We start from the raw sequence: 25592 nt of genomic DNA on the forward strand, positions 1-25592 counted from the left end.
CTAACGGAGGTCGGCCTCGTCGGCGCGAACCGCCCACACCGCGAAACGTTCACCGTCTTCGCGGTTCTTGACGAAGTTGCGCACGACTCGCTCGATGTAGTCGCCGAGCTCGACACTGGTCACCTTGTGCTGGCGCAGCTTGCGGCCGAACCCGCTGTCCAGGCCGAGGCTGCCACCCAGGTGAACCTGGAAGCCCTCGACCTGATTCCCGTTGCCGTCGTCGACGAGCTGGCCCTTGAAGCCGATATCGGCGATCTGGGACCGGCCGCAGGAGTTCGGGCAGCCGTTGATGTTGATGGTGATCGGCACGTCGAGCTGCGCGTTGATGTCGGCCAGGCGCTGCTCGAGCTCGGGGGCGAGCACCTGCGAGCGCTTGCGGGTCTCGACGAACGACAGCTTGCAGAACTCGATGCCGCTGCACGCGAGCAGGTTTCGCCGCCAGATCGACGGACGTGCCTGCAGGCCCAGCGGTTCCAGCTCGTCGATCAGCGCGTCGACCTGGTCGTCGGCGATGTCGAGGACGATCAGCTTCTGGTACGGGGTGAACCGGATGCGGTCCGAGCCGTACTTCTCGGCGGCGTCGGCGACCTGGCTCAGGATGGTGCCCGAGACGCGACCGGCGATGGGGGAGAAGCCGACGGCATTGAGGCCGTTGCGCAGCTTCTGCACGCCCACGTGGTCGATCGGCTTGGCGGGCTGCTCCGGGGCGGGACCGTCGATCAGCTTGCGCTTCAGGTACTCGTCCTCGAGCACCTGGCGGAACTTTTCGATGCCCCAGTCCTTGATGAGGAACTTCAGGCGCGCCTTGGTGCGCAGGCGGCGGTAGCCGTAGTCGCGGAACAGCGACACCACGGCTTCCCAGACGTCGGGAACCTCGTCGAGCGGCACCCACGCGCCGACGCGCTTGGCCAGCATCGGGTTGGTCGACAGACCGCCGCCGACCCACAGATCGAGGCCGGGCCCGTGCTCGGGATGGTTCACGCCGACGAACGCGACGTCGTTGATCTCGTGCACCACGTCCTGCTGGCCCGAGATCGCGGTCTTGAACTTGCGGGGAAGGTTGGAGTACTCCTTCTTCCCGATGTAGCGCTTGACGATCTCGTCGATCGCGGGCGTCGGGTCGATGATCTCGTCGAGCGACTCACCGGCCAGCGGCGAACCGAGGATCACGCGCGGGCAGTCGCCGCACGCCTCGGTGGTGTGCAGACCGACCGACTCCAGCCGCCGCCAGATCTCCGGGACGTTCTCGACCTCGATCCAGTGGTACTGGACGTTCTCGCGGTCGGACAGGTCGGCGGTGTCGCGACCGAACTCGGTGGAGATCTGGCCGATGGTGCGCAGCTGGGCGGCATTGAGCGCGCCGCCGTCGCAGCGCACGCGCATCATGAAGTACTTGGCTTCGAGCAGATCGATGTTGTCGTCGTCGGTCCAGGTGCCGTCGTAGCCCTCTTCACGCTGGGTGTACAGACCCCACCAGCGGAAACGGCCACGCAGGTCGGCTTTGTCGATCGAATCGAAGCCGCCCTTGGCGTAGATGTTCTCGATCCTGGCCCGCACATTGAGCGGGTTGTCGTCCTTCTTGGACTGTTCGTTCGGGTTGAGCGGTTCGCGGTAACCGAGGGCCCACTGGCCTTCGGAGCGGCGGCGGACCGGCTTGCCGGTGCGCTCGCGCGGCGCGACCGCGCCTTCGGGGCGCGGGCGGTCGGGCCGGACGCGGCGCTCGGTGACCGGGCGCTCGGGACGGGCCTGCGCCGTCGACTGTTCGGTCGAACCGGCGTCGGTGCTCGACGTCATGTGGGGTCGCTCCTGCGGGGGTGGGTGAACATCCGTGCTGAAGGCGCGAGGGGCTGGCTCGCGTCAGGTGGTCAGCGGGCCGATGAAAGTCGAAGGCACCGGGAGATTCCCGGGCGGACGCCGCTGCGCTACCGGTGGAAACCGGGCCGACAACAGGCGCTGCAGACACGCTGGAAGTCGACGTGGCGACGGGCCACCAGTCGTACTCCAGTTGCGTGCATGCGCCTATTGTGCCATGTCAGGGGGGTCGTTCCGACCGCAAGGAGATATTTCCCGCACTTTTGAGGGAAATCCCCTGGACGACCGTACCGTTCTGTGACAGGGGTCATATTTCCGGCCCGCGAAGTTATCGGCGATTCGTCGGCGGCACGCGTGTGTCAGGTGTCACATCGGTTGACCTCAACCGCCGTTGAGGGCCCACAGTGATCGCATGAGCAACGACGTCACCGTAGCGGGCCGGACCCCGGCCGATCTCGACACCGAACTCGCGGCCATCCGCGCCGTCGTCGAGACCATCGCGCACGCGCAGGACAACGAACTGATCGACGAGTTCACCTCGGTCTTCCGCGAGGACGCGATCTGGACCACGGGCCACGGCAAGCGGCTGTTCGGCCGCCCCGCCATCGCCGAGTTCACCGCCGAGGTGCTGCCCGGCGCGACCACCCATGGCAAGGCGACCTACGAGATCGAGCACGTGCTGTTCCTGCGGCCCGACGTAGCCGCGGTGAAGATCCGGCAGAGCTACTTCACGCTGGACGGCGAGCTGTCGGGGCAGGGCACGCCCATGTACGTGATGACCAAGGAGGACGGCGCCTGGGTGCTCACGGCCAATCAGAACACCCCCGTGGTGGACTGACCGCCCCACCATCGTGCACTGCCCGTCGCCGGCGTCCGGGCAAGGTTCGGACTTTCCGGTGACAGGCGCATAGCTGGGCCACGGGTCGCTCGCCCGGTCGGTCGAGCGACCCGCGCGGTGCCGAGTCCGGCTGGGTCCCGCGTGGCGAAGCGCGGGCGCAACGACCGGTTCCGGGGCCGGACGCGGCAGTTCGCCGAGGCCCGGCAGACTGTAGGGGTGACTACCAGCGCAACTCCCGTGGTTCCCGGGGCGACACCGGCCGACGCCGAGCGCCCGGTGCTGCGCGATTTCGGGGGCGGTGCGTTCGGGGTGTATGTCCACGTCCCCTTTTGTGCCACACGCTGCGGGTACTGCGACTTCAACACCTACACGGCGGGGGAGCTCGGCACCTCGGCGTCGCCGCAATCGTGGCTCGAGGCGTTGCGTGGCGAGCTCGCCACGGCGGCGACCGAGTTCGACGCGCTGCCGAGCGCCACCCCACAGGTTTCGACGATCTTCGTCGGCGGCGGAACACCGTCGCTGCTCGGCGGTGACGGGCTCGCCTCGGTGCTCGACGCGGTGCGCGCGAACTTCACCCTCGCCACCGATGCCGAAGTGACGACCGAATCCAACCCGGAATCGACCTCGCCGGAGTTCTTCGACCGCCTCCGCGCGGCGGGGTACACCCGGATTTCGCTCGGCATGCAGTCGGCCGCAGCGCACGTTCTGAAGGTGCTCGACCGCACCCACACGCCGGGCCGGGCGGTGGCCGCGGCGAAGGAAGCGCGCGCCGCCGGATTCGAGCATGTGAACCTCGACCTCATCTACGGCACGCCCGGTGAGACCGACGCCGATCTGGACGCGAGCCTGGACGCGGTGCTGGCCGCCGGTGTGGATCATGTGTCCGCCTACTCCCTGATCGTGGAAGACGGAACCGCGCTGGCGCGCAAGGTCCGCCGTGGTGAACTGCCCGCACCCGACGACGATGTGCTCGCCGCCCGCTACGAGCGCATCGACGCCCGCCTGGCCGAGGCCGGGCTCGGCTGGTACGAGGTATCCAATTGGGCCGCAAACGATTCCGCGCGCTGCCGACACAACCTCGGCTATTGGGCCGGCGGTGACTGGCTCGGTGCCGGCCCCGGCGCACACAGTCACGTTGGTGGTGTGCGCTGGTGGAACGTGAAGCACCCCGCCCGCTACGCCGACCGCGTCGCCCTCGGCGGTCTGCCCGCCGCGGGCTGGGAAGCCCTCACCGACGACGAGCGCTACACCGAACACCTCATGCTCACCGTTCGCCTGCGCACCGGCCTTCCCCTCGCCGACCTGGCCCCCTCCGCCCGGCCCGCCCTCGACCGTGTTCTCGCCGACGGCTTGGCCCACGTCGTCGACGACCACCTCGTCCTCACCGATCGTGGGCGGCTGCTGGCCGACGGCATCGTCCGCGATCTCCTCGGCTGAGCGCCACCGACACTCTTTCACCAACAGCTACTCGTCGTAGCACCTTGCGCTGCGTGGTCTCGTCGGACTGCCCCGTGCCGGCCCTGGAATTCGTTCGCTCGTTCGCGGGGGTCGTGGCACGATCCGGCTCGTGTCCACATCACGAAGTGAGCTGCTGCGCTGGCAGTTCGATCTCGTCTGGTCGTTGTTCGAGTACCACCTCGAGCGGTTGCACGAGGAGGACTTCCTGTGGGAGCCGAGCGCCCTGTGCTGGACGATGCGCGAAGATCCCGCAGGCGGGTGGGTCGCGGACTGGGCGGATACCGAACCCGATCCGATTCCGGTACCGACGATCGGCTGGCTCACCTGGCACATCGGGTGGTGGTGGAGCGTGGCCATCGATCATCTGCGGCAGCGAGCACCACGTGAGCGAACGGATATTGCCTGGCCGGGACCCGGCGACAGCACCATCGAGTGGCTCCGCCGCCTACGGCAGGAGTGGCTCGACACGCTGAGCGAACTCGACGACGCCGACTTCGACCTCCCCTCCCGTTATCCATGGCCTGCCGACGCCGGCCTGACCGTCGCGCATCTGGTCGGCTGGGTCGATGCCGAACTGATGAAAAACGTGGCCGAGATCGGACAGCTGCGGTTGCAACGCGCGGTACGCGATGCCGTTTCGTGACGTCTTTTTCGTGGCATGGTCGCGCTCACCCCGCCTTCGGTTATCGCCCGGTCATCGGGATGATGTGGCCTGATGCACACCCTTCGGCGGGGGTCGGCCACCGGGGTATCCGAACCGATTCTTCGGTGGGTTCGGGGCCGAAGATAACGATTGGGGGCGTAGGCTTCGGGTCGAAACCTAGGGAGCTATATGTCCACCGAACGGCACATCACCCTCGTCCACGAGCAGAGCGAGTTCGCTGAAGCGCGCTCTGCTGAGAAGGCGGAGAACGCTCGTCAGTGCGCGGTCGCCGCACGGACGGTCGCTTCGCATTCCAACGATGCCGAAGATTGCGTGTCACTGTTGGCCATGCTCGGCCTGGATGCCCTCGCGGGCAAAGAAGTGGGCGCCGCCCACTCACCCGCCCGCGTCGGCGCCGCCCGCCGCATCTGATCGGCTCACGGTCGCCCACCCCGGGCGACCGTGACCCGACTCCTCCACCCGCGGACATCAATACCTCCGCACCGTGGACCCGTGCCCGTCACCCCGCACCCCACCGATCACCCCATCGGTAATGGTCGGCGCCGGTCGACCGAGCAACACCTCGGTATTGGCCGAGGTGATCAAGTACTCCGGCACCCCACGGGCGTGCTCCTCCTGCTCTGTGTCAGGCACACCCGGCGCCGGCGCAACGTAGTGGAACCACCGCGCGGCCACCTGCCCCGCGCCGGACGCCTTCGTCTCGACTCCCGCATCGCCCGCCGTCGGCGCGTTTCCTGCCGGGGCTCTATCCGCCGCTAGTACGTTGCCTGTTGGGGCGTTGTTTGCGGCGACTGCGTTGCCAGCCAGAGCGTCGTTTGCGGTCAACGCCATATTTGCGAGCGCGATGCGGTCTGCGAATGTATTGCGTGCCGCCGCACCGGGGCTATCAGCCTCTGTGTTCGCCTGACCTGCCCCGCGTTGCCCGCTGCTCGAGTTCGGGCCACCGCAGGCATTCGGCCCTGGGGATTCACCGACACGCATCACATCGACCTTCGCCGCGCCGACGTCCAGTGCGCCTGCTGTTCCTTCGCCACCGGCTCCGATGCGGATACCCGTCGCAGCTCCGCTCGCGCCGTCGAGGTTCGCGTCTAATCGCCTTGTGTCAGTACCCGGCAGGTCGGCGAGGGAACTGGGCACCGCGCCGATATCGGCAGACCGATCCACATCGTGGCCCGAAGACGCTGCGGGCCCGGATGATTCGTCGCATGCTCTCTGCACATTCGCGTCAATGGCAGGGTCGGTCCCGATGGGTCGGTAATGCTCGGGGCCCGGGACTACGTGGGCCGGCAAGGGCGTGGGCAGGTCGTTGCCGAGAGGGCCGCCGTTCCCAGTAGTCGCGTCGAGAGGAATTGGCCGCGGTATCAAAGGAATTCGGCTGAAGATCTCGCCGAAAGGCCGGATGTAGCGATCACGCATGGCAGCTCTCGCCTCTTCTTCCCGGATGCCGGCCTCCCGCATGCCACCCGAATCGGTGGACCACACCGGCGCAGCGGACTCCTCGACGATTTCGGGAATCGCGTACTTGGTCGCGACTACCGCGTCGGCCGCCGCCTGCACCAGAACGGAGATGGCATGGACCGCGGCGACGAGTTCCCGTGCCTGATCGAGATATCGCCGGATGGAAGACATCGCGACCTCCGCACCGACACCCGACCAGGCCGCCGGCAGCCCCACGCTGATCGCGTGATCGAAGGCATCCAGCCCCTCTTCCCAGCACCGCGCCACCTGCTGGAACGTGTCCGCTTGTGCGACAGCATCGGTGGCATCGAGGGATGAGAACACCTCGGTGATCTCTCGATGCCGCCAGTGGTGGACGTTCTCACCACCGCCCGGCATCATCGGGCACCGACCGCGAACAGATCGCGCGTCCCCAGCGCGGCTTCCGCGTCGGTCAGACGCATGGCCCACTCTTCGTCGACCGCCACCAGCCGGTCCCGCGCGATCCGATGCACCTCGCGGAGGTCACCGACGATCCGGCGATGCGCCCCCATCGCGGCACCCACCGCTTCCGCCGTCGCCCGGAACCGGCCGACCAGCGCGGGCCCGGAGATCAGCCGCCCGTCACCTTCCCCGAGACCCCAGTGCGTCTGCGAACGGATCTGCCCGGCAAGCAGCGACACCCTCTCGACTACCTCGAGAAACGTCACACACGCCCGATCTATCCCGGCGAATTCCGCCGGACACACCACGACCGCAGAGTCACCCAGGCACCACTCGTCACCGAATCGCATCGCAAACCCCTCCCACCCCGGAAAAGCGCTGGTAAAGCGCCTGATTCACGACCGAACGTACGCTGGGCGCAATACCGCGACAAGCCCCGATCCTCACCCTGTGGATAACTCCGCCCTGTGGAGAACTCCCCGGAGAACGAGACAATTTAGACTGGACTGCAAGACGCCCCGAGCGCCCGCGTGCGAGTCTGTGCCCCAGCACTACAAACAACGCGGGCCGACGACGTACCCGGCACGAGCGAGGAGGTGGGGTCGATGGCTTCGAGCACCGAAGATCGGCGATTCGAGGTCCTGCGAGCGATTGTCGCGGACTACGTCGCCACCAAGGAACCGATCGGCTCGAAGTCGCTGGTCGAACGGCACAATCTCGGAGTGTCCAGCGCCACCGTCCGTAACGACATGGCGGTCCTGGAGGCGGAGGGCTACATCACCCAGCCGCACACGAGTTCCGGGCGCGTGCCGACCGACAAGGGCTACCGCGAATTCGTCGACCGGATCGCCGAGGTGAAGCCGCTCTCGGGCGCCGAACGCCGCGCGATCATGGAATTCCTCGAATCCGGCGTCGATCTCGACGACGTGTTGCGCCGAGGAGTGCGACTGCTGGCTCAGCTCACCCGCCAGGTCGCCGTCGTGCAGTACCCGACGGTGTCGGCGTCGACCGTGCGCCACATCGAGGTCGTCGCGCTCAATCCCGCCCGCCTGTTACTGGTCGTCATCACCGACACCGGTCGCGTCGATCAGCGCATCGTCGACCTCGGCGCGGTGATCTCCGAGGACGACCTCGCCGCCGTGCGCGGCCTGCTCGGCGGCGCGATGGACGGCAAACTGCTCTCGGTGGCCAGCGCGTCGGTGGCCGGACTGCCCGAACGCGCGCCGGCCAAGATCCGCGATGTGCTGATCCGGGTGTCGACCGTGCTGGTGGAAACCCTGGTCGAGCACCCGGAGGAGCGTTTGGTGCTCGGCGGCACCGCCAACCTCACTCGCAATGTCGCCGACTTCGGTTTCCCCGGCTCGCTGCGCACCGTGCTCGAGGCGCTCGAGGAACAGGTCATCGTGCTGAAGCTGCTGGCGGCCGCCCAGCAGCCGGGTCAGGTGACCGTGCAGATCGGCGAGGAGACCCAGGTCGAGCAGATGCGCGGCACCTCCGTGGTGTCCACGGGATACGGCGCGGCGGGCGCGGTGCTGGGCGGTATGGGCGTGCTCGGCCCGACCCGGATGGACTATCCCGGCACCATGGCGTCGGTAGCGACCGTTGCCCGCTATATCGGCGAGGTCCTGGCCGAAAGGTGACCGCCGGGTCGGCGGCGACCGCGCGGGCACTGTTATGGTCGGTACTTCGACCGGGGTAAAGTTGAGTCGAACAGACTAAAGGATGCGCCCGGCGTTCGGCTGGACCACAGCGACCAAGGACTAGAGAACTCAAGTGGCACGGGATTACTACGGACTGCTCGGCGTCGGCAAGAATGCCACCGACCAGGAGCTCAAGCGCGCGTACCGCAAACTCGCCCGCGAACTGCACCCCGACGTGAACCCGGACGAGGCCGCGCAGGCCAAGTTCAAGGAAGTGTCCACCGCCTACGAGGTGCTGACCGACCCGGAGAAGCGCCGGATCGTCGACCTCGGCGGTGACCCGCTCGAAAACGGCGGCGGCGGTGCGGGATTCAGCGGTGCCGGGTTCGGCGGTCTCGGTGATGTGTTCGAGGCGTTCTTCGGCGGGATGAGCGGCCAGGGCGGCGGTGCGCGCAAGCCGCGCGGCCGCGTGCAGCCCGGCGCCGACTCGCTGATCCGCACCAGGTTGAGCCTGGCCGAGTGCGCGGTGGGCGTCACCAAGCACCTCACCGTCGATACCGCCATCCTCTGCGACCTCTGCCACGGCGCGGGCACCAACGGCAACTCCAAGCCGGTGCGCTGCGAAACCTGTGGCGGCGCGGGCGAAGTGCAGTCGGTACAGCGCTCGTTCCTCGGCCAGGTGCTCACCTCGCGTCCCTGCCCGACCTGTCGCGGCGCGGGCGAGGTCATCCCCGACCCCTGCACCAAGTGTGGTGGCGACGGCCGCGTGCGTGCGCGCCGCGAGATCGCCGCGCCGATCCCGGCCGGTGTCGCCAACGGCATGCGGGTGCGCTTGGCCGCCCAGGGTGAGGTCGGCCCCGGCGGTGGCCATGCGGGCGACCTGTACGTCGAGGTCGTCGAGCAGCCGCACGACACGTTCGTCCGCGACGGCGACGACCTGCACTGCACCGTTCGGGTCCCGATGGTCGACGCGATCCTCGGCACCACCGTGGTCGTCGACACCATCCTCGACGGGCCGACCGAACTCACTATCGGCCCGGGCACCCAGCCGGGTGAGGTCATCCACCTGCGCGGACACGGCATGCCCCGGTTGCGTTCGGGCGCGCGCGGCGACCTGCTGGCCCACCTCGACATCGTGGTGCCGACCAAGCTCGACGGCAAGCAGACCGAACTGCTGCGCAAGTTCAAGGGCATGCGTGACAAGGATCGCGCCGAGGTGATGTCGTCGCAGTCCGAGCACAACAGCGGCCTGTTCGCCCGGCTGCGCGCCTCGTTCAGCGGTCGCTGAGGCCCGATGGCCGCCACGGTCTTCTACCTCGACGACATTCCCGAGCCGGGCGCTGTCGCGGTGCTCGACGGCCCGGAGGGCAGGCACGCCGCGACGGTGCGCCGGACCCGGGTGGGCGAGCTCATCACCCTGTCCGACGGACACGGTGTGCTCGCCGATTCCGAGGTGATCGCGGCGGCCAAGGACCGCCTCGAGCTCACGGTGCGCAACCGCAGGCTGGCCGAACCGGTCATCCCACAGGTCACCGTGGTGCAGGCATTGCCGAAATCGGATCGTTCCGAGCTGGCCGTCGAGCTGATGACCGAGGCGGGCGCCGACCTGATCGTGCCCTGGCAGGCCGCGCGCTGCGTCGCCAACTGGGAGGCCAAGGCCGCCAAGGGCATCGAGAAGTGGCGGGCAGCGGCGAAATCCGCGGCACGGCAGTCGCGCCGCGCCTACATTCCCGAGGTCGCCGGCCTGCACCGCACCCGTGACCTGCTCGAACTGGTTCGCGCGGCGAAGGCCGACGGCGCGGTGGTCGCCGCTCTGCACGAGTCGGGCACCGGCAAGTTCACCGAGCTTCCGCTCGCGCAGAGCAGAGAAGTGGTTCTCATCGTCGGCCCGGAAGGCGGCTTGGACGACGCCGAACTGGCCGCTCTAGCCGACGCGGGCGCCGAGATCGTGCTGCTCGGTCCGACCGTCCTGCGCACATCCACCGCCGCCGCGGTCGCGCTCGGCGCCCTCGGAGCGTTGACCGAGCGCTGGTGAGGCACGCGAAATCGCGCCGTGGGGGTACCCCGACCGGGTAGGGACGGGTCCTCTACCACGTCCTGATTTTTAACCGCTGTGCGGTGTCGGTGGGCGGCGGTAAACTGGGTCTCATCGAACACCAGGTCGAGACCGGAAGCAGGCTATAGCCACTTTTGAAGAACACAGGCGAGATCGGCGATCCCACCCTCCCCGTCCCAGGCGTCGGCACCGACGGCAACGGAGCATCCCCGGCGGCGCGAACCGTGCGTTCCAGCATCGAACTCGCCCCCGAATCCGTTTTCCCCTTCCTCGGCTCGGCCGACCAGAACCTCCGTCAGCTCGAGCAGTTGCTTCCGGCTGACATCCACGTGCGCGGTAGCACCGTCACCATCACCGGCAAGGCCGCCGATGTGGCCCTGGCCGAGCGCGTCGTCGAGCAGCTGGTCGCGCTGACCGGCCGCAACCGGGTGATCACACCCGAAGCGGTCCGGCACACCGTGTCCATGCTCACCGACGCGGGCGTGTCCGAATCGCCCGCCGAGGTGCTGAGCCTGGACATCCTGTCGCGGCGCGGCAAGACCATCCGGCCCAAGACGCTGAACCAGAAGCGCTACGTCGACGCGATCGACGTGAACACCATCGTGTTCGGCATCGGCCCGGCCGGTACCGGCAAGACGTATCTGGCGATGGCCAAGGCGGTGCAGGCCCTGCAGACCAAGCAGGTCACCCGCATCATCCTGACCAGGCCCGCGGTCGAGGCCGGTGAGCGTCTCGGCTTCCTGCCCGGCACGCTCAACGACAAGATCGACCCGTATCTGCGTCCGCTCTACGACGCCTTGCACGACATGATGGATCCGGAAGCCATCCCCAAGCTGCTGGCCTCCGGTGTCATCGAGGTCGCGCCGCTGGCGTACATGCGTGGTCGCAGCCTCAACGATTCGTTCATCATTCTCGACGAGGCGCAGAACACCACGGCCGAGCAGATGAAGATGTTCCTCACCCGTCTCGGCTTCGGCTCGAAGATGGTGGTCACCGGCGACATCTCGCAGGTCGACCTGCCCAACGGGCAGCGTTCGGGTCTGCGGGCGGCCTCGGAGATCCTCACCGATATCGACGACATCCACTTCTCGGAACTCACCAGCTCCGATGTGGTGCGTCACCGGCTGGTCTCCGACATCGTCGACGCCTACGACCGCTTCGAATCCGAGACCCGCGCGGTTCCCGCCCCGCACTACCCGGGCAACCGGGCGCAGCGCCGGGCCGCCGGTCGGGCCGACCGCCGTTGATCGTGGTCCGGTGACGCCTCGGGCGGCGTCACCGGCCATACGCTGGGTCGATGCCGATTCACTACAATGCAATGCGATTTTCTGAAGTGCGTTGTACTGGATGCAGCGCGATGTAGTTCGGCCCGTACCCTGAACACGTGAGCATCGAGATCGCCAACGAATCGGGTATGGACATCCCCGAAGAAGACCTGGTCAGCGTCGCCCGTTTCGTGATCGGACGGATGGACGTGCATCCGGCCGCCGAACTGTCGATGGTGCTCGTGGATCTCGACACCATGGCCGACCTGCACGTGCGCTGGATGGACCTGCCCGGCCCCACCGATGTGATGTCGTTCCCGATGGACGAACTCGAGCCGGGCGGTCGCCCCGACAGCCCCGAGCCCGGCCCGTCCATGCTCGGCGACATCGTGCTGTGCCCGGAATTCGCCATGGGCCAGGCGCAGAAGGCCGGTCATTCGCTCGACCACGAGCTGGCCCTGCTCACCGTGCACGGCGTGCTCCACCTGCTCGGCTACGACCATGCCGAGCCGGAGGAGGAGAAGGAGATGTTCGCGCTGCAGGCCCAGCTGCTCGAGGAGTGGTACCAGAGCCTGCGCGAAGAACAGCTGCGCGCCGAACTGGCCGAACGTGACGCCCGCCTGCTCGGTAAGGCAGGGTTCACCGCACCGGGTGACGCACTGGGCCCCGCGTGACCTCGATGGTGCAGATCCTGCTCGCCATCGGGCTGATCGGCCTGGGTGGTGTGTTCGCAGGAGTCGACTCGGCCCTCAATACCGTCTCGCGCGCCCGGCTCGACGACATGGTCCGCGAGGAACGGCCCGGCGCCGCGCGCTTGCGCACGATCGTCGACGATCGTCCCCGCTACGTGAATCTGATGGTGCTGCTGCGCATTCTGTGCGAGATCAGTGCCACCGTGCTCTTGGCCGCCGCGATGCTGGAACTGTGGAGCCCGACGACGGCGCTGCTGGTCGCCGCCGCCTCGATGGTCGTCGTCTCGTATGTCGTCATCGGGGTCGGCCCCCGCACCCTCGGACGCCAGCACGCCTACTCGATCGCGCTGGCCGCGGCAGTCCCGATGCAGATCATCGGTGCGGTGCTGAGCCCGGTGAGCCGGCTGCTCATCCTGCTCGGTAACGCCATCACTCCTGGTAAGGGGTTCCGCAACGGTCCGTTCGCATCGGAGATCGAGCTGCGCGAGGTGGTCGACATGGCCCGCGAGCGCGGCGTGGTCGCCGACGACGAACGTCGCATGATCCAGTCGGTCTTCGAACTCGGCGACACCGCCGCCCGCGCGGTGATGGTGCCGCGCACCGAGATGGTGTGGATCGAAAACGACAAGACCGCCGCCCAGGCGATGTCGCTCGCGGTGCGATCCGGGCATTCGCGAATCCCGGTGATCGGCGAGAACGTCGACGACGTGCTCGGTGTGGTCTACCTGAAAGACCTTGTGCCCTATGCCGATCGCGCCCGCAAGGTGGCGGTGCGCGAGGTGATGCGCCCGGCGGTGTTCATCCCTGATTCCAAACCGCTCGACGCGCTGCTCGACGAGATGCAGCGCCGCCGCAACCACATGGCCCTGCTGGTCGACGAATACGGCGGCATCGCCGGGCTGGTCACCATCGAGGACGTGCTCGAGGAGATCGTCGGTGAGATCGCCGACGAGTACGACACCGACGAGACCCCACCGGTGGAGGACCTCGGTGAGGGCCGCTACCGCGTGTCGGCCCGCTTGTCGGTGGAGGATCTCGGCGAGCTGTACGGCCTCGACATCGAGGACGAGGACGTGGACACCGTCGGTGGCATGCTCGCCCACGAACTGGGCCGCGTCCCGCTGCCGGGTTCCAAGGTGACCGTGCACGGCCTGGTGCTGCGCGGCGAGGGCGGCGCCGACGCGCGCGGGCGGATGCGGGTGAACACCGTGCTGGTGCGCCGCGCGGCCGACAAAGAGAAGAAGACAGACAAGACCCGCAAGGGCAAGCCCGACGAGGCGCAGGCCGAGACCGACCCGGTGACAGTGCCCGCAGACAATGGAGAGACCGATGAGTGAACTCGACGCAGAGGACAACAAACTGCTGGTACTGGCGCGCGGCGCGCTCGGCCGTACCGGTGGCGCTAGTGGCGCGGCGGTGCGTGACACCGACGGCCGCACCTACGCCGCGGGCGAGGTGAACCTCGCAGCACTCCGCCTGACCGCGTTGCAGGCCGCGGTGGCCGCCGCGATCTCCAGTGGCGCCGAGGGTTTCGAGGCGGCCGTGGTGGTCGGCGCGGGCGGGGAGGACGCGGGCATCGCGGCACTGCACGAGGTGTCGCCCGGTGCGACGGTGATCCACACCGACCGTTCGGGTGCTGTGCTGAGCGAGGTGCGCGGTGGCTGACACCGAATTCCGTTCCGGCTTCGTCTGTTTCGTCGGCCGCCCCAACACCGGCAAGTCGACGCTGACCAATGCCATGGTCGGGTCGAAGATCGCGATCACCTCTTCGCGTCCGCAGACCACCAGGCACACCATTCGCGGCATCGTGCATCGCGAGCACGCCCAGCTGATCCTGGTCGACACCCCCGGTCTGCACCGCCCGCGCACCCTGCTCGGTCAGCGTCTCAACGATCTGGTGCGCGACACCTACTCCGAGGTCGACGTGATCGCGCTGTGCATCCCGGCCGACGAGAAGATCGGTCCCGGCGACCGCTGGATCGTCGAGCAGATCAAGCAGATGGCGCCCAAGACCACCGTGATCGGGGTGGTCACCAAGATCGACAAGGTGGGTCGCGACGAGATCGCCCACCAGCTGATGGCGCTGTCGAAGCTGCTCGGCCCCGAGAGCGAGGTCGTTCCGGTCTCGGCGGTGAAGGGCGAACAGGTCGAGGTGCTCATCGACGTGATCGCCTCGAAGATGCCCGAGGGACCGGCGTTCTACCCCGACGGCGAGATCACCGACGAGCCCGAGGAAACCCTCATGGCCGAGCTGATCCGCGAGGCCGCGCTCGAGGGTGTGCGCGACGAGCTGCCGCATTCGCTGGCCGTGGTGATCGAGGAGATCGAGCCCTACGAGGCCAACGAGGACATGCTCGAGGTGCATGCCCTGCTGTATGTGGAACGGCCGAGCCAGAAGGCGATCGTCATCGGCAAGAACGGTTCTCGCCTCAAGGAAGTGGGTACCAATGCCCGCAAGCAGATCGAGCACATCCTCGGTACACGCATCTACCTGAATCTGCACGTGAAGGTGGCCAAGGACTGGCAGCGCGACCCCAAACAGCTGGGGAAGCTGGGTTTTTGACCGTTTGCGTGTCGGCAGTTCGGGGTATCGTTCGGCGAACACGTCGATTGTGATCGGCGTTGTTCGCTGATCACCCCGGGGAGGCTTGGACGTGCCCGATGCCAACGATGTCGGCAAGCTGCTGGAGCTGCTGCGGGCACTGGAGATCCCCGACACGCGCCCCCGCGTGTGGCGCACGTTGGTGCACGGCAGGCGCACCCTGCCGCGCCCGATCGTGGAGATGGTCGGGTTGCAGGGCCACTCCGCGCTGGTCGCCGATCTCTACGGCTGGCTTGGGGAGTCGGGCGGTCGGCGGGCCGCTCCGCGCGCCAAGATCGACCTGCACGCCGCCGATCTGCCGCCCACCCGGCTGAGCCCGGATGTCAACGCGTTCAACGCCGGTCCGCACGCCGACGACCAGGAGATCCCGGACCACTGTCTGCCGATCATCCAGCACCTGATCGCCGGTTTCGCCACCGACGACACCGCGATGGGTGCCATCAAGTTCCCGCGCTACCGCACCGCCGACTGGCTGACAAGGCAGCGCGTCACCGCCGACGAATCCGAGGCGCCCGACGAACTGCGCAGGCGTCTGCCGAGACTGCTCCGTAGTGGTTCGTCCGCCAACCGTGCCGACGCCACCGAAGGCGCAGCGGGCGGCATGATTTCGAGCGTGGTCTTCGCTGTGCTGGCCCTGTGGCCGGTGCTGCGCCTGTGGTTGTGGGTGTCGGGACGCATTCCTGGCATGTCGAAGGTGACCCGCTGGTTCCTGCACCAGCGCTATCTCGCACCCGAATTGTCGGGCAGTTTCCTGGGTTTCGCCGCCCGGCTCACCGCCTCGCACCGGGTGGACGAGAACGAGGAACAGGTCGCCAAACTCCTGATCCATGCCTTCCTGGAAGATCTGCGCGACGCGTATCGCCGCCGCATCTGGCGGCCGTCGAGCTGGCGGCGCACCGCCTACCCGGTTGCCCTGCTCGGTGGTCTCAGCGAGGGCGGTGACGGTGCGCGCATCCTCACCTGGATCAACGAGATCCGCAACGAGACCGGCCTTTTCGATCCGCTGGTGGTCGTCGCCTTCCGTGACGAAGGGCCGACGCGTGAGGTGGGGGAGCTGTCCAACATCAGCGATCTGCGCACCCTGCGCACGCTGGAAAGTCTCGCCGATCAGCCGACCGCACAGCCACCCGACCCGCTGCAGACCTGGATCAGGGAGATCGACAGCAGGCGCACACACCGCCAGGCCGACGCCTGGTTCCTGCCGCTGCGCGCGCTGATACCGCCGGATTCCACACCGCGCGTAGGTGATCCGCGTTTCCGTGGGCAGTCGTTACCGCCCGCCCCGCCGATGGCCTCGCGCAGCTGGTTCGTCGGTTTGTGTGTGCTGATCCCGATCGTGCTCGCGGTGGCCGCCGCGCTGGTGTACTTCCCGCCGCTGCGCGGCGCCTCGTGCTCGCACTGGCCGTGGACGGGCGGGGTGAGTGTCAGCATGGTCGACGGCGAATGCGTCGGCTACAGCGACAACGTCGCCCAGACCTTCGCCGACGATCCGGAACTGTCGGCCATGCAGCGCGAGGTGTTCCGCCTGAACGAGGCGGCCGTCAGTGCGCGCGAGAGCAACCCGAATCGGCCGCTGATCTCGCTGGTGTACTTCGCCGGGCTGAGTTATGTCGACACGAATGTGCGTTACCCGCACGCGCAGGTGGAGGAACTGGCGGGGCTCGCGGTGCAGCAGCGCCGTGCCCTGCTCGCCTCCGACGAGTCGGAGCCGTTGCTGCGGATCATCATCGCCAACGGCGGTTCGGATATGCGCCATGCCCGGTGGGTGGTCGAGAACCGACTGCGCCCACTCGTCACCGACGACCCGAGCGTGCTCGGCGTGGTCGGCATCGACCGCAGCACCGACGAAACCCGCAAGGCCATCACGCGATTGGGTGAGCTGGGTGTGCCCGCGGTGGCGACCACCCTGTCGGCCGACGGGCTGGAGCAGGCATCGCCGCTGTATTTCCAAGCGGCGCCGAGTAATTCGGTCCAGGCCCGGTTGGTCGCCGACTACATGCAGGGCGCGCGCGCCGCCGACGGCACCCCGCGCTACGACAAAGTCACCATCTACCACCCCGAGGCACCCGACGACCTGTACGTGACGACCCTGGTCGAGGATCTGCAGAAGGAGCTCACCGAACGCGGTGTGACGCACCGGAGTACGAGCTGGCGCGCGCAGCAGGAGCTCTACGGTCTGCCCGCACCGTGCGAGGCGGAGTCCTTCGATCGGCGCGAACTGCTCTTCTTCGCGGGCCGCAACGACGACTTCCCGACCTTCGCCAAGGCCCTCAGTCGCGGTTGTATCAGCGGTGACGGACCGGCGCTGCTCGGCAACGACGCGGTGACGAGGCTGATCACCGATCCGCGTGCGACCATCGCCCTGCCGGCCAACCTGACGGTGCGCTACGTGGCCAAGGCGGCGCCGGTGATGCTCGGCGGTGCCGACTGCGTGAAGGGCGTCGGCAAACTCGGTGACCGGCCGGTGCCGTTCGAACACGAACAGTTGTGCGCCGAGCTCGCCGGTCTCATCGAGGACCTGCGCGCCTATCCGGACATGGCCGAATACCAGCCGACCTGGGCGGGGGACAGGACCGGGCTCGCCTTCGATGTGAGCGGGCTGTTCCTGCAGGCGGTACGCGCCAGCCGTGGCGTGCTCGGCGACCAGCCGCCGAACCGCACGGCGATCGCGGTGCAGTTGCGTGAGGCCGACTATCGCGGTGTCACCGGCACATTGGGCTTCTCCACCAAGCGGGTCGCCGACGGGTCGTCGATCGCGGTGCTCGTCACCACCGCGGTGGGCGGGGGTGGGCCGCAGCGCTGCCTGATGATGTTCCCCCGCCAACCCGGCCAAGACGGGTGCCCGTCCGGAACCAAGAGCGATCTCGAAAGCTGGCGCGAACCGGGCCGGTAGCCCGTTCGCACCCGGAATTGCTGGACCGCACAGCCTGATCCGTGCTGTTATAGTCGCTCGGGCATGGTCGGGAACCGTCGATTTCCGGGGGCTGACCCGGTGCGGGCCGACCATTGCGGTCCTCGCGCCTGTTCTCTGCCGGAAGGGTCCCGGCAGTGTGGTGAACGTGGGAGACCAGGCGGGTGAGTATTGCCGAGGGCGCGGAGTTCGCCGGCTATCTGATCGAGCGGAAGCTTGGCTCCGGTGGCATGGGCACCGTGTACCTGGCGCGGCACCCGCGTCTGCCCCGCCACGACGCGATCAAGATCCTCGCCGACGACCACGCCGAGGACGCGGAGTACCGGGCGCGGTTCCTGCGCGAAGCCGAATTCGCCGCCGGACTGCAGCATCCGAATCTGGTCGCGGTGCGCGATCGCGGCGAAACCGACGGCAAGCTCTGGATCGCCACCCAGTACGTCGCGGGTTCCGACGCCGCCGACCTGATCCGGCGCGCCCCCGGCGGGCTCGACCCGGCGCGCGCGGTGCACATCATCGGTGAAACGGCCCGCGGCCTCGACGAGGTGCATCGTGCGGGACTGCTGCACCGCGACGTGAAACCGGCCAATATCCTCGTCGCCGAAGAGGCGGGCCTGCCCGACCGGGTGCTGATCACCGACTTCGGTATCGCCCGGCACGCCGAGGACACCGCGACGCTGTCGGCCGGTGGCGGCTTCACCGCGACGCTGTCCTATGTCGCGCCCGAACAATTGGGCGGTGACCACGTCGATCGCCGTGCCGACGTCTACGCCCTCGGCTGCTCGCTGTTCCAATTGCTCACCGGCACAGTTCCGTTCCCCCGGCAGACGCCCGCCGCGGTGATGTATGCCCACCTGCACGAACTGCCGCCGCGGCCGTCCGCGTTGCGCCGCGAGCTTCCGGCGGGCTTCGACGCGGTGATCGCGCGGGCGCTGGCCAAAGACCCGGCGCAGCGGTTCGATTCATGTGGTGCGCTGGCCGCCGCGGCCCGCGAGGCGATGAACGGGTCCGTACCCGCACAGTCGGCACCACAGGTGCTCAGCCCTGCGGCACCCGCCTCCGCCGCTGTCCCGAACTCGGTGCATCCGTCCACCCCGTCTCCGCAGTACATGGCGGGAGTCGCTGCGGCAGTGCCGGATCCACGAGCGCGCTTCGTCCACGAAGACCCGTTCACAGCGGTGCTGCTACCACGGCGCACCCCGTTCGCCCGGCTCGTCCGCCGCCGTGGTTTCCTCATCGCGGCAGCGGCGGTGCTCATGGTCGGCGTCGTCACCGCCGCGATGCTCGGGACCGGTGGCGGCACCGAGTCGCCGAGCGCGCAGGCCACCACCTCGCCGCCGCCCCTACCCCCGGCGACCGCGTGGGGCGCCTACAGCTTCATCGCCGACCTGTTTCCCGACCTGCTGCCCGCCTTTCAGCTCGGCGTCGGATACCAGGAGTTGACGGCCTGCTACATGATCAACGACAACGGCGACCATGTTCCGACCGACACACTCGCGCCTTTCGCGCGTATGCGCTGTGAAGGCAACCGCGACCCGGCGGTGTCGGTCACCATCGAATGCAAGACCGACCGCTCGCTGATGTCACCGCCGCCGAGCACGGACACGGTGGAGGGCAGCGAACAGTGGCGGCGTGCGTCCGGGACCGGAAATCTGCACTGGGGCAGGAACACCGATGTGGACGGGAATCTCCTCGGCAACCTGTCGATCTACTTCGATGATCCCGCCCGGTCGTTCTGCCGGATCAGGGTCGTCGGCGGCGCCAACGGCGCCGAACTGCGCGAAAGGTGGTGGGCCGATGCGCCGCTGTGATTCCCGCGCCGCCCGCGGTCTGCTCGGTGCCGTCCTGTTGACCGCCGCGGTGACCGGCTGCCGGGTCTCCGGGACGGCAGAGCAGGTCCGGGTCGACCTCGCCACCTTGGATTATGGGCACTACCAACATGTTCCGCTGCAGGCGCCGCCGGGAACCGAATACTCGGGCCGGGTGATCGAGTCGCTGCGGATCGGCGAGGTCATGGTCAATCCGGCCGAAGCCGATTCCGCGCTGTCGGTCCCGCCCTCCAGATGGGATGCTGTTCCGCTGCCGACTCCGGCGAAGGTGTCGGGTGTGCTGTCCGATCAGGCACGTGCCGTGCTCGCCGAGCACGGCATGCTCGCCGGTTTCGTCACCGGCGGGACCGACACGGCCCGCACCCGGCAGCTGACCGTGCTGGCCCTTCGCATGCCGACCGCGGCTGCGGCGACCGCGGCGGCGGCCGGCCTCGATGCAGGCGACGCAGCGGTCAGCGCCGACAACGTCGCGGTGCCGATCCCGAAATACCCTGCGGCCAAGGCGCATTGGCGACCGACCGTGGCGAGCATGGCGGCCACCATCGCACACGGCGCGTTCGTGGTCAGCGTGTACGCCGTGCACACCACCCCCGATGCCGCGGCGCTGACCACTCTGATCGGCGCGGCGTTCGACGCGCAATTGCCCGAACTCGACCGCTTCGTGCCGACGCAGCCCGAGCGGTTCGCCGACCTGCCGATCGATGGTGAGGGCATGCTGGCCCGGATGGTGCCGGAGAAGGTGGGTCGCTGGTCGTCGCCCGCGGTGTTGCTGGTCGACGCGGACAACATCGCCGGCGGGAAGGGCATGCTGCACGCCAGGGGCGTGGTGTACGGCCCCAACGCGACCTTTCTGATGAGTTCACGCCAGCATCGGAGCGCCGCGAATGCCCTGGCGTTGATGGGCTTCGATGGACTCAAACGCTACTTCGACGCCACCGAGGCGCGCCAGGCCTACGAGCGCGGCGCCACGGATTGGGCGGCGGACCTGCGACCGCTGCCCGGTCCCGCGGGTATCGAGGACATCCGGTGCGGCGACTCCGGCGCGTCCGATAGCGAGCCGGAGGTTCGCTATGTGTGCGCACTGCTGCACGGCCGCTATATCGCCACTGTCTTCGCGCCGACCGAGCAGCAGATCCGGCAGAAGTCGGCTGCCCAGTACAGCCTGCTGGAGCTGGCCGAATGACCGCGCAGTTGCGCCCGGGTGCGGTCTTCGCCGGGTATGTGATCGAGCGAGTGCTCGGCAGTGGTGGCATGGGCACCGTCTACGCCGCGCGTCATCCGCGACTCCCGCGCTGGGATGCGCTCAAAGTGCTCGGTGACGCGCACAGCACCTCCGCGGAATTCCGGGCCCGGTTCGTCCGGGAGGCCGAACTGGCTGCCCGGATCGACCATCCGAATGTGGTTGCGGTCCACGACCGCGGGGTGGACCAGGGCGTGCTGTGGATCGCGATGCAGTACGTGGCAGGCACTGATGCCGCTTCCGTACTGCGCAATGGCCTGCCCGATCCGCGGCTGGCATTGCACATCGTCACCTACGCCGCCGCCGGTCTGGACGCGGCCCACCGCGCCGGACTGCTGCACCGCGACGTCAAGCCCGCCAACTTGATGCTGGAATCGCGTGCGGGCGAGCCGGACCGGGTGCTGGTCGCCGATTTCGGCATCGCCAAATCCGGCGCCGACGGCACCGCACTGACCGAGTCCGGCGCTTTCCTGGCCACCCTCGCCTACGCCGCGCCGGAACTGATCCGGCTCGACGCCGTCGATCACCGCGCCGACCAGTACTCGCTGGGCTGCACGCTGTATGAGCTGCTCACCGGCCGCAAGCCGTTCCCCCGTGACACACCCGCCGCCGTCATCAACGCCCACCTGACCGCGCCGCCGCCCCGGCCCACCGAGCTGAATCCGCGCCTTCCACCCGCCGTCGACGCGGTGATCGCCCGCGCGCTGGCCAAGAACCCCGATGACCGTTACGCCAGCTGCGGCGCCCTCGCCGCGGCCGCGTCCGCGGCATTCGGCACGCCGGTGCCTCCGGCGGCGCGCGCCGGGCAGCCCGAGGCGTTGCTGCCGCGGAATCCACCGATCGGACAACTCGGCGCGTCACCGGGCGTCGGCGTGTCCAGTGGTGCGCCAGGAGTTTCGCGCGGCGTGCCGGCAATGACAGGCGGATCGCCGGGTACACAGGGCGCTTTGCACGGCGCACGCAGCGTGCAGGGGCGTGCGCCGGAGACTCCGGGAGGAGTACACACACAGGCTATTTCGCACGGTGCACGGCAGGGGTGGGTTTCCGGCGGCGGCTCGACCGTCGACCGACCGCGCAGGCGGCGGTCGCTGGTGGCCGGAGCGGCCGTCGTGGTCACCGTCGCCGCACTCGCCGTGGGGATCGTCGCGCTGAACCGGGACGACGCGAGGACCCCCGAGATCGCTGCGACATCGGCGGCCCCGACGACGGCCGCCGAATCGCCATGGAAGGCCCACGAGTACATCGTGCGCGCGTTTCCCGAGCTGCTCCCGAAGACTCCGTTCACCAGTGGGTATCAGGGCACCCGGTGCGCCGCGATCGACAAGAACTACGACCCCGTACCGCTGGACCAACTCGGTGACATGGGCACCCTCAGCTGCAACGGCGATCGCGCTCCGGTCGAGCGGATGACGGTGGCCTGCAAAGGCAATCGCGCACCGGGCACCGCCGGTAAGTTCGACGACGCCTTCGCGACCAGGGAAGAGTTGTGGGAGCGGCCGTCGGGCCGGGGGCGGATCGTCATCCAGGACATCCCCGGCCGCGTTCCCGGTACCGTCGCCGGCGCGCTGAGCATCCAATTCGACGACACCGCCCGCAACTTCTGCCTGATCGTCGTCCTCGGCGGGACGGACGGCACCGACCTCTACAACCGCTGGTGGGTGAACGCCCCGCTCTGACTCACCACCACGGTGCCGGCCGGTGGCGCTCCCAGTGCAGGACCGATTCGAGCTGCGCCGCAACAGAGATGAGCAGGGGCTCGGTGTTCGCGGTGCCCATCAGTTGCGCGCCGATCGGCAGCCCGGTCTCGGTGAAGCCCGCCGGCACGTTCACACTCGGCCAGCCGAGGACGTTCCACGGCCACGTATACGGGCAGGCGCCGGTGATGAGCGCATTGGTCGAGCTCACGCCGATACCGTCGATGTCCTCGGCGCGAGGTGCGGGAGTAGCGGTGGTGGGCGCGAGCACCAGGTCGTAGTCGTGGAAGAAGCCGCCGATCCGCTTGTGCAGCAATGGTTCCAGGCGGCGGGCGGCGAACAGTGCCGGACCGTCGAGCAGTCGTCCGATGCGCGCGTTGGCGGTGGTTCGTGGATCGACGACGGCGCCGGGCATCGCACGATGCACTCGGCTGATCCCGGCCATCGAGCGCGGCAGGAACGACGCGCCGACCAGCAGACCGTAGTGCAGATCGGCCACGGTCACCGTGTGTCCCAGTTCGCGCAGGGTGCCCGCCATCGCGTGCACGGCTGCCGCGATCTCGGGATCGAGTGCTGTCCTGGTCGCGGTGAACGGAATGTTCAGGGACACCGCGATTCTCAGCTTGCCCGGGTCGCGCCCGACTGCAGCGCGCGCGTCGATCGGTGTCGGGGTGTGCAGGTCACCGTCGTGCGGGCCGGCGGCCACGTCGAGCAACAGGGCGGCGTCGGCCACCGTGCGCGCCAGCGGTCCGTTGACGGTGAGCCCGTGGAACGCCTCCGGCAGCGGCCAGGTGGAGATCCGGCCGCGTTGCGGTTTGATGCCGACCAGATTGGTCCACGCCGCTGGGATCCGCACCGAACCCGCGCCGTCGGATCCTAATGCGGCAGGGACCATTCCGGCCGCGACCGCCGCCGCCGAACCGCCCGAGGAGCCACCCGGCGTACGGGTGCGGTCCCACGGATTGCGGGTGTGCCCGAAGGCCGCGCCGCTGGTGAACGGCAGCTGGCCGAGTTCGCACGTGTTGGCCTTGCCGACGATCACCGCACCCGCCGCACGCAACCGGCGCACCGATTCGGCGTCATCGGTGGCGGTAGGGAACTCGCCGCCGCATCCGAAGGCGGTGGGCTCACCGGCCACATCGGTGTCGTCCTTGACCGCGACCGGTACCCCCAGCAGCGGTAACCGGACACCGGCGGCCAGCCGCGCGTCGGCCTCGGCGGCATCGCGCAGGGCGGCCGCCCGACGCACCACCCGGAAGGCATTGAGCGTCGGCTGCGACGCCTCGATGCGGTCGAGTGCGTCGGTGACGGCGGCGACCGAACTGGTCGTGCCGCCGGTCAGGGCCGAGGCGAGTTCGGCGAGGCCGAGGTCGGCCGGTGGCGGCGCGATGCGGTCGGGCGCGGACATGTGAACTCCGTCTCTGCAGGTAGTCGCCTCGACGCTATCCCTCAACTGGTCACTCGTCCACATACCCTAGGTGGATATTCCAGCCTAGACATACATACGGTATGTATGTGACAGTGGTGAGGCCAAGCTTTCGATCAGGGGAGGACCCCATGGGAATCAGCTCAGCACTCGGCCCGGCGCACGACCTCACGCTGTCGTCGGGCCGCATCCGCTATCACGACACCGGAACAGGATCGCCGGTCGTCTTCGTCCACGGCCTGCTCGTCAACGCCGATCTGTGGCGCGGTGTCGTTCCCGGCCTCGTCGCGGCCGGACATCGCTGCCTCACACCCGACTGGCCGCTCGGCTCGCATTCGATTCCGATGCCCGACGCCGACCTCACACCCGTCGGCCTGGCCGACCTGATCGCGGAGTTCCTCGACGCGCTCGACCTCACCGACGTCACGATCGTCGCCAACGACACCGGCGGCGCGCTCACCCAGCTCCTGATGACCCGCCACCCGGAGCGGATCGGCCGCGTCGTCCTCGCCGCCGTCGACTGCTACGAGGTCTTCCCGCCGCAGCCCTTCACGACCCTGATCCGCCTGGCGAAGATCCCCGGCGCCGTTGCCGCGTTGCTCGCCCCGTTGCGCTGGCGGCCCGCACAGCGACTGCCGCTCGCCTTCGGCTGGGTGACCAAACACGCATTGCCTCAACCGATCGCGGAGTCCTACCTCGGTCCAGCCCGGCGCGACGTCGCGATCAGAGCGGACCTGCGTCGCTTCGCCGTGGGCGTGGACGCCCGGCACACCATGGCGGCCGCCGAACGGTTCGCCGAGGTCGATCTGCCGGTCCTCGTCGTCTGGTCCACCGAGGACAAGCTGTTCCCGATGTCGCTGGCCCATCGGCTGGTCGCCGACCTGCCGCAGGCGAGCCTGCGTACCGTCGGCGATTCCTACACCTTCCTGCCCGAGGACCAGCCGGAGTTGCTCGCCGAACTGATCGTGGAGTTCACTCGGCTGCATGCAGCGCCGTAGTCAGGAGGACCGCTCCCGCACCACCCGCGCCGCACTCGAGCGGGCAGGCCGTGACCTGTTCGCCCAGCGCGGCTTCGCCGGTACCTCCGCCGAGCAACTGGTGGCGGTCGCCGGCGTCACCCGCGGTGCCCTGCACCACCACTACGGCGACAAGCGCGGGCTGTTCCTCGCGGTGCTCGAACAGATCGAGACCGAGGCCACGGCAGAGATCGCGAGCGCGATCGACGCGGTCGACCCCGGTGACGTCGTCGCGGGCATGACGGTCGGTCTGGCCTGTTTCCTCGATATCTGCGGCCGCCCGGAGATGGTGCGCATCGTCCTGATGGACGCCCCGACGGTCCTGGGCTGGCCCGCCTTTCGTGAGTTCGAGTCCCGGCACGGGCTCGGTCTGATCACCGCCGAACTCCAGCGCGCCGTCGATTCCGGCATCGTCCCCGCTGTCCCGGTCCCGGTGCTCGCGCAGCTGCTGCTCAGCGCGATCACCGAAGCCTCGCTCATCGTCGCGCACGCCGAGGACCCCGACCGCGCCCGCGCCGAGACCCAGCAGTCGCTGCTGTTGCTCATCACCGGTCTGCTCAGGCCGAGCTGA

22 protein-coding genes are annotated in these 25592 nt (G+C 68.5%); 18 read left to right on the plus strand and 4 right to left on the minus strand.

The window, feature by feature from the left end:
* Complete coding sequence (locus tag HYG95_RS13900) at nt 1–1794, minus strand: nitrite/sulfite reductase (RefSeq protein ID WP_181698375.1); 1794 nt, start codon at nt 1792–1794, stop codon at nt 1–3.
* Between the two features lie 430 nt (nt 1795–2224).
* Between HYG95_RS13900 and HYG95_RS13905 the strand changes: the two genes are divergently transcribed.
* The 4 genes from HYG95_RS13905 to HYG95_RS13920 all read left to right on the plus strand — a co-directional run bounded on the left by HYG95_RS13905 (nt 2225) and on the right by HYG95_RS13920 (nt 5183).
* Nucleotides 2225–2650: an SgcJ/EcaC family oxidoreductase gene (locus tag HYG95_RS13905; RefSeq protein ID WP_181698376.1), complete on the plus strand. Its 426-nt coding sequence runs from the start codon at nt 2225–2227 to the stop codon at nt 2648–2650.
* Nucleotides 2651–2866: 216 nt separating this feature from the next.
* Nucleotides 2867–4087 (plus strand): radical SAM family heme chaperone HemW, encoded by a 1221-nt coding sequence (gene hemW / locus HYG95_RS13910; RefSeq protein WP_370465791.1) that lies wholly within the window; start codon nt 2867–2869, stop codon nt 4085–4087.
* Between the two features lie 130 nt (nt 4088–4217).
* A complete protein-coding gene (locus HYG95_RS13915; protein WP_181698377.1) occupies nt 4218–4751 on the plus strand; it encodes a DinB family protein in 534 nt (177 codons plus the stop codon).
* A 189-nt stretch (nt 4752–4940) separates the two neighbouring features.
* On the plus strand, nt 4941–5183 hold the full coding sequence (locus tag HYG95_RS13920) for a hypothetical protein (protein WP_067486687.1): 243 nt from the start codon (nt 4941–4943) through the stop codon (nt 5181–5183).
* A gap of 57 nt (nt 5184–5240) precedes the next feature.
* Here HYG95_RS13920 and HYG95_RS13925 read toward each other — a convergent pair whose 3' ends face one another.
* Both HYG95_RS13925 and HYG95_RS13930 read right to left on the minus strand, forming a co-directional pair.
* Nucleotides 5241–6611 carry a hypothetical protein gene (locus HYG95_RS13925; RefSeq protein WP_181698378.1) on the minus strand — a complete coding sequence of 457 codons (1371 nt, stop codon included), beginning with the start codon at nt 6609–6611 and terminating at the stop codon, nt 5241–5243.
* Entirely contained in the window at nt 6608–6919 is a 312-nt protein-coding gene (locus HYG95_RS13930) for a hypothetical protein (protein WP_220139418.1), read from the minus strand. The genes HYG95_RS13925 and HYG95_RS13930 overlap by 4 nt, the downstream gene beginning before the upstream one ends.
* Before the next feature lie 339 nt (nt 6920–7258).
* Between HYG95_RS13930 and hrcA the strand changes: the two genes are divergently transcribed.
* From hrcA to HYG95_RS13990, 12 genes are all read left to right on the plus strand, one after another.
* On the plus strand, nt 7259–8293 hold the full coding sequence (gene hrcA / locus HYG95_RS13935) for a heat-inducible transcriptional repressor HrcA (RefSeq protein WP_181698380.1): 1035 nt from the start codon (nt 7259–7261) through the stop codon (nt 8291–8293).
* 133 nt (nt 8294–8426) lie between these two features.
* Entirely contained in the window at nt 8427–9581 is a 1155-nt protein-coding gene (dnaJ, locus tag HYG95_RS13940; protein ID WP_067642316.1) for a molecular chaperone DnaJ, read from the plus strand.
* A gap of 6 nt (nt 9582–9587) precedes the next feature.
* A complete protein-coding gene (locus tag HYG95_RS13945; RefSeq protein ID WP_181698381.1) occupies nt 9588–10328 on the plus strand; it encodes a 16S rRNA (uracil(1498)-N(3))-methyltransferase in 741 nt (246 codons plus the stop codon).
* Nucleotides 10329–10501: 173 nt separating this feature from the next.
* Nucleotides 10502–11596: a PhoH family protein gene (locus HYG95_RS13950; RefSeq protein WP_067487115.1), complete on the plus strand. Its 1095-nt coding sequence runs from the start codon at nt 10502–10504 to the stop codon at nt 11594–11596.
* Nucleotides 11597–11733: 137 nt separating this feature from the next.
* Entirely contained in the window at nt 11734–12288 is a 555-nt protein-coding gene (gene ybeY, locus HYG95_RS13955) for an rRNA maturation RNase YbeY (protein ID WP_067486705.1), read from the plus strand.
* A gap of 5 nt (nt 12289–12293) precedes the next feature.
* Nucleotides 12294–13643 (plus strand): hemolysin family protein, encoded by a 1350-nt coding sequence (locus tag HYG95_RS13960; protein ID WP_220139429.1) that lies wholly within the window; start codon nt 12294–12296, stop codon nt 13641–13643.
* Nucleotides 13636–13971 carry a cytidine deaminase gene (locus HYG95_RS13965; protein ID WP_181698383.1) on the plus strand — a complete coding sequence of 112 codons (336 nt, stop codon included), beginning with the start codon at nt 13636–13638 and terminating at the stop codon, nt 13969–13971. The genes HYG95_RS13960 and HYG95_RS13965 overlap by 8 nt, the downstream gene beginning before the upstream one ends.
* Nucleotides 13964–14869, plus strand: coding sequence for a GTPase Era (gene era, locus HYG95_RS13970; RefSeq protein WP_181698384.1), 906 nt, complete (start codon nt 13964–13966; stop codon nt 14867–14869). The genes HYG95_RS13965 and era overlap by 8 nt, the downstream gene beginning before the upstream one ends.
* Nucleotides 14870–14960: 91 nt before the next feature.
* On the plus strand, nt 14961–17801 hold the full coding sequence (locus tag HYG95_RS13975) for an ABC transporter substrate-binding protein (protein ID WP_181698385.1): 2841 nt from the start codon (nt 14961–14963) through the stop codon (nt 17799–17801).
* A gap of 182 nt (nt 17802–17983) precedes the next feature.
* Nucleotides 17984–19627, plus strand: coding sequence for a serine/threonine-protein kinase (locus HYG95_RS13980; protein WP_181698386.1), 1644 nt, complete (start codon nt 17984–17986; stop codon nt 19625–19627).
* Nucleotides 19614–20828, plus strand: coding sequence for a hypothetical protein (locus HYG95_RS13985; protein WP_181698387.1), 1215 nt, complete (start codon nt 19614–19616; stop codon nt 20826–20828). The genes HYG95_RS13980 and HYG95_RS13985 overlap by 14 nt, the downstream gene beginning before the upstream one ends.
* Nucleotides 20825–22561, plus strand: coding sequence for a serine/threonine-protein kinase (locus HYG95_RS13990; protein WP_181698388.1), 1737 nt, complete (start codon nt 20825–20827; stop codon nt 22559–22561). The genes HYG95_RS13985 and HYG95_RS13990 overlap by 4 nt, the downstream gene beginning before the upstream one ends.
* A gap of 1 nt (nt 22562) precedes the next feature.
* On the opposite strand, the gene HYG95_RS13995 is transcribed toward HYG95_RS13990, so the two are convergent.
* Nucleotides 22563–23987, minus strand: a complete 1425-nt coding sequence (locus tag HYG95_RS13995) for an amidase (RefSeq protein WP_181698389.1) — start codon at nt 23985–23987, stop codon at nt 22563–22565.
* Between the two features lie 149 nt (nt 23988–24136).
* Here HYG95_RS13995 and HYG95_RS14000 point away from each other — a divergent pair, with 149 nt between their 5' ends.
* Both HYG95_RS14000 and HYG95_RS14005 read left to right on the plus strand, forming a co-directional pair.
* The gene (locus HYG95_RS14000; RefSeq protein WP_181698390.1) at nt 24137–25003 is read left to right on the plus strand and encodes an alpha/beta fold hydrolase; all 867 of its coding nucleotides are present in this window, start codon (nt 24137–24139) and stop codon (nt 25001–25003) included.
* Nucleotides 24990–25592 carry a TetR/AcrR family transcriptional regulator gene (locus HYG95_RS14005; protein WP_181698391.1) on the plus strand — a complete coding sequence of 201 codons (603 nt, stop codon included), beginning with the start codon at nt 24990–24992 and terminating at the stop codon, nt 25590–25592. Before HYG95_RS14000 ends, HYG95_RS14005 begins: the two co-directional genes overlap by 14 nt.

Origin of the sequence: Nocardia sp. GTS18, from assembly GCF_013839555.1 — a bacterium.
Classification (GTDB): Bacteria; Actinomycetota; Actinomycetes; order Mycobacteriales; family Mycobacteriaceae; genus Nocardia; species Nocardia rosealba.